Source organism: Pseudomonas sp. FSL R10-1339 (assembly GCF_009600545.1).
Lineage (GTDB): Bacteria > Pseudomonadota > Gammaproteobacteria > Pseudomonadales > Pseudomonadaceae > Aquipseudomonas > Aquipseudomonas bubulae.
The window spans coordinates 1-4,937 of record NZ_WIVQ01000163.1; the positions used below are offsets into that span (position 1 = coordinate 1).

Sequence of the window (4,937 nt, forward strand, 5' to 3'; positions counted from 1 at the left end):
CGCCCGCGAGAAGGCCACCGGCAAGCTGCAGGCCAGCCGCCAGAGCCTGCGCGACCTGGACAGCGATCAACTGCTGGCCAGCCAGAAAGGCGATTACAAAGTCCAGCTCGAAGCGCGCCTGGGCTTGAACTTCGAACAGTTCACCCGTGCGGTGATGCTGGCGCAAAGCGAATTCAGCGCCTTTCTCAAGGCCGATGACAACGAGCGCAGTGAACTGCTGGAAAAGCTCACCGACACGGCCCTTTATACGCGCCTGGGCAAGCGTGCCTTCGACAAGGCCAAAGAAGCCCGGGAAGCGCTCAAGCAACTCAAAGACCAGGCTGTGGGCATTACCCCCCTGGAACCCGAAGCCCGTGCCGAACTGGACCGACAGTTCAACGAAGCGCAGCAACAGCTGAAAAACCGGCAGGGCCAGCTCAAACAGCTAGAGCTGCAACAGACCTGGCTCAACACCCTGGGCGAACTGCAAGCACAGCGCCAGAGCGCGGCCGAGCAACTGCAACAGGCACAAACCCTGTTCGACAGCCAGGCCGGACAGCGCCAGACCCTGCATCTGCTTGAGCAACTGGCGCCGCAACGGCATCAATTTGCCCGCCTTGCCGAGCTAAATGGGCAACTGAACCCGCTGGCCGAGCACATCGGCGCCCAGCTGCAGCAACAGACCGAACTGAGCCAGCGCCAGGTCCAGCTGCAAGCCCAGGTGCAAAGCGCCACGCTGGCGGCAACCCAGGCACAGACGCAGCAACGGGAAGCCGCACCGCAGGTCCAGCAAGCCCTGCTGGAACAAGCCAACTTCGATCGCCTGACCCAGGCGCTGAGCACCCAACAAGCCCTCCAGCAGCAGGCTGAACAGGCCTGCAGCACAGGCCAGCAGGCACTCAATGCCCTGCTTGAGCGCCAGCAGCAAGGCACCGAACGCCTGGCGCACATAGCCACACAACTCGAACACAGCCGCGAACTGGCGCCACTGGCCAGCGCCTGGGACGCCTATCGCCCCCGGCTGCAACACTTGGTGCGGCTGAGCAATAACCTCACTACCGGGCGCAAGGAACTGCCCGGCCTTGAACAACGCGCCCAACAGGCCACGCAACAACTGACCGAGCTGCGCAACAGCCTGGAAATCCTGTTCCAGGAAGCAGGCGCCGAGCCCCATGCGGTCAACGAGCAAATCCAGACCCTGGGCAGCCTGCTCCAGGACAACCGCCAGCAGCAGCGCGCCTTTGAAGAGCTGCAACGCCTGAGCAGCACCTGGCAGACCCTCGACAATCGCCTGCTGGCGTTACACACCAAACTGCAGGCACTGCACGCCGAGCGCGAAACATTGGTCGAGCAAGGCAACCAGACCAAAAGTCAGTACGAGGCTGCCGAGCAAGCCCTGCAAATCACCCGCCAGCTACTGGAGCGCCAGCGCCTGGCCCGTAGCGCCAGCGTTGAAGAGCTGCGCGAACAACTGCAGGACGATCAGCCCTGCCCGGTATGCGGCAGCCACGAACACCCCTACCACCAGCCCGAAGCCTTGTTGCACAGCTTGTCCCGCCACGATGAACGGGAAGAAACCAACGCCCGTCAAACCGTAGACGGGCTTAAAGAAACACTGGATCAGTTGCGCGATAAATTCAGCGCAATGAAAGCGCAGATCCAGGAACTGCGTGTGCAACATCAACACCTCATTGAAGAACAACAGGCCCTCGCGCCGAGCCTTGAAGCGCATCCACTGCATCAACAGTGGCAGGCCCAGGACCCGGACAAGCGCGCACAATGGCTGACCCTGCGCCTGAACCAGTTGCAGCACAGCATCAGCCAGGACGAGCAGCGTCAGAACGTCCTGCTTGGCCTGCAAAAGGAAGCGGCCCACCTGCAGCAACAAGTGCAGCGCTGCAGCGAGACCAGCCAGCTCGCTGGCCAGCAACTGGCAGAGCAGCAATTACACCTCAATGCCGACAGCCAGCGCCTTGAGGACGAGCTGCGCGAATTTGCCAGCCTGCTGCCACCGGCCACCCTCAATGCCCTGCGCGACAACGCATCCGCCTGCTTTATAAGCCTCGACCAGCAAGTGGCTGAGCGACTGGCCCAACTCGATCAGCAGCGCGACGAACAGGCGGAGCAAGCGCAGAGGGCCAGCAGCATCGAGCGCGAGCAGTATCAGCAAGCCAATCGCAGCAAGGAACTGGACGCCCTGCAGCGCAGCGTCAGCGAACTGAAGGCCCAGCAACAGGCCAGCCAGCACAGCCTCAAGGCGTTGCTGGGTGACTACAGCAGCGCCGAACAGTGGCAGCAGGCCCTGGAGCAGGCTGTCGAACAGGCCCGCACGGTCCAGACCCAGGCCGGGCAAACCTTGCAGGTCACCGCCAACCAGTTGCTGCAACTGGCCGCCGAGCTCAAATCCGGCCAGGAGCGCCTGCAGGCCTTGCAGCAGGAACACGCCAACCTGAGCGCCCGGCTCAGCGAATGGCGCGCGCTACACAGCGAACTTGATGACAACCAACTGCAACAGTTGCTCAGTTACGACGACACACAGGTGCGTGAACTGCGTCAGCAACTGCAAAACGGCGAAAAAGCCGTCGAGCAAGCCCGCGTACTGCTGCAGGAGCGCGAACAGCGCCTGGCCCAACACCAGGCGCAAGCCAATGGCAACCTGGACGCCGACGCCCTCAACCAGGCACTGGCCGAACTCACTGCGCTGATCAGCGCCAGCGAACAGCAGATCGCCGAACTGCGCGCACAACAGGCAGAAGACCAGAGGCGCCAGGAAGTCAATCAGGCGCTTGGGCAACGTATCGCCCAAGCCGATAGCGAATGGCAACGCTGGGCGCGCCTCAGCGAGCTGATCGGCTCGGGCAGCGGCGACAAATTCCGCAAGATCGCCCAGGCCTACAACCTCGACCTGCTGGTGCATCACGCCAACGCGCAATTGCGCCAGTTGGTACGCCGCTACCGCCTCAAGCGTGGCGGCAGCATGCTTGGCCTGTTGGTGATGGACACCGAAATGGGCGACGAGCTGCGCTCGGTGCATTCGCTGTCGGGGGGTGAAACGTTCCTGGTGTCGCTGGCGCTGGCCCTGGGGCTGGCGTCGATGGCCTCCAGCACCCTGAAAATCGAATCGCTGTTTATCGACGAAGGCTTTGGCAGCCTCGACCCCGAATCACTGCAACTGGCCATGGACGCACTGGACGGCCTGCAGGCCCAGGGGCGCAAGGTGGGGGTGATTTCTCATGTGCAGGAAATGCATGAACGCATCCCGGTGCAAATCCAGGTGCAGCGCCAGGGCAACGGCTTGAGCACCGTGGAGGTGAAATGAACCGGCACCTGCTTTATTCCTTCCGCCGCTGCCCCTATGCCATGCGGGCCCGCATGGCCTTGCGTTACAGCGGCGTGCCGTTATCGATTGTCGAAGTCAGCCTCAAGGCCAAGCCGGCCGAAATGCTCGCGGCCTCGCCCAAGGGCACGGTGCCGGTGCTGGTCTGTGCTGATGGTCGGGTAATCGAACAAAGTCTGGAGATCATGCTCTGGGCGCTGGGCCAACATGACCCGGATAACTGGTTGCAAGCGGATCACAGGGGGCTGATCGAGGCGAATGACAGCGTGTTCAAGGTACTCCTGGATCGCTACAAATACGCCATTCGCTATCCGGAGCATCCGATGGAGCATTACCGGGCTCAGGGTGTCGAGTATTTGCAGCGGCTGGAAGATGTGCTGGCGCACACGCCGTACCTTGCAGGGTCTGCGCTGGGTCTTGCCGATGTGGCTCTGGCGCCTTTTGTTCGGCAGTTTGCCCATGTCGATCGCGAGTGGTTTGCGCAGGCGCCCTTGCCGCACTTGAATGCCTGGCTGGAGCGGTTTCTGGCTTCTGACCTGTTTGCTTCGGCGATGGCCAAAAGCCCCTCACCCAGCCCTCTCCCGGAGGGAGAGGGGACTGAGCACACGCGACTTCATGACCACTGATAATCAGCTCCCTCTCCCTCCGGGAGAGGGTTGGGGTGAGGGGCTTTTGATTCAGGCTCAACCCTGCTTGCCCCGCACCATGCTCTGCAACACCCCGTCGCGCCTCACCCAGCCATGAAACAGCGCCGCTGCCAAATGGGCCAGGACGGTAAAAAACAGCAAATAAGCCAGAAACGTATGCGCTTTGCGCAACGATGCAAACACCCTGGGATCAGCCGGCAGAATACCCGGCAACTGCAATGAACCGCCCAGCATGACCGGATCCCCCGCTGCCGAAATCATCGCCCAGCCCACCAGCGGCAACACCAGCATCAAGGCATACAGCAACAGATGGGACAGCTTGGCAGCCAGCACCTGTACCCCGGGCAGATCTGCAGGCAACGGCGGCTGGCGGGTAGCAAAACGCACAAACAGGCGCACCACCACCAGCAACAGGATGGCGATACCCAAGGGCTTGTGCAGATTGAGCAGCCATTCATGCCGCTGCGACACCGAAGCCGCCATACCTGCCCCGATAAACAGCATGGCAATAATCATCAGCGCCATCGCCAGTGCAGCAGGCGCGCCACCGGGGCGAAATGCTTAGTGGGTGCGCTCATGGCCGTGTCTCCTTGGGTAGCTGGTCAACTTCGCTGGTGCGTCGTACATAGGAACTGGCATAGGCCGCCGAGCGCGCCGCCAGCAAAGGGTCAGCCGAGCCCTCTATGCCACTGGGCAAAATCAGCGGATCGTAATTGATATCGCGGCATTCGCCGTCGTTCTGCGCCTGGGCCTTAACCAGTACCAGGGTGCCTGCATCCACCACCTTGCGCCCCGCTGGCCAGGCCTTGCTGGCATCAGTGGTCGGGTCACCCGCCTCGGCCAATGTCAGGTTGAACTGCCATTTCAAAGGCCCCGCCGCCAGGCGTTTATCCAGATCCTGCTCCAGATAATCGGCATCGTCGGGCGCCGCAGCACCCGGCGCGTCCTGCCCCAACGGCACCACACCCCAGCGC

The 4,937-nt window shown here is 62.2% G+C and carries 3 protein-coding genes and 1 pseudogene; 2 read left to right on the top strand and 2 right to left on the bottom strand.

What is annotated here, in order from left to right:
* Together GHO03_RS23670 and GHO03_RS23675 are read left to right on the top strand one after the other, a co-directional pair.
* Positions 1-3,298, top strand: a 3,298-nt coding sequence (locus GHO03_RS23670) for an SbcC/MukB-like Walker B domain-containing protein (protein ID WP_153400629.1), incomplete at its 5' end; no start/stop codon positions are given.
* Entirely contained in the window at positions 3,295-3,942 is a 648-nt protein-coding gene (locus GHO03_RS23675) for a glutathione S-transferase (protein WP_095026001.1), read from the top strand. The genes GHO03_RS23670 and GHO03_RS23675, both read left to right, overlap by 4 nt.
* Positions 3,943-3,999: 57 nt before the next feature.
* On the opposite strand, the pseudogene GHO03_RS23680 reads toward GHO03_RS23675, so the two are convergent.
* Together GHO03_RS23680 and GHO03_RS23685 are read right to left on the bottom strand one after the other, a co-directional pair.
* A pseudogene (locus GHO03_RS23680) lies at positions 4,000-4,541 on the bottom strand (cytochrome b).
* Positions 4,538-4,937 (bottom strand): catalase (locus GHO03_RS23685; protein WP_153400630.1); only part of this gene is annotated, 400 nt, incomplete at its 5' end. The pseudogene GHO03_RS23680 and the gene GHO03_RS23685, both read right to left, overlap by 4 nt.

Excerpts from the sequence above, each read along its gene's own strand:
- GHO03_RS23675 (WP_095026001.1), top strand. The coding sequence starts at position 3,295 with ATGAACCGGCACCTGCTTTATTCCTTCCGCCGCTGCCCCTATGCCATG.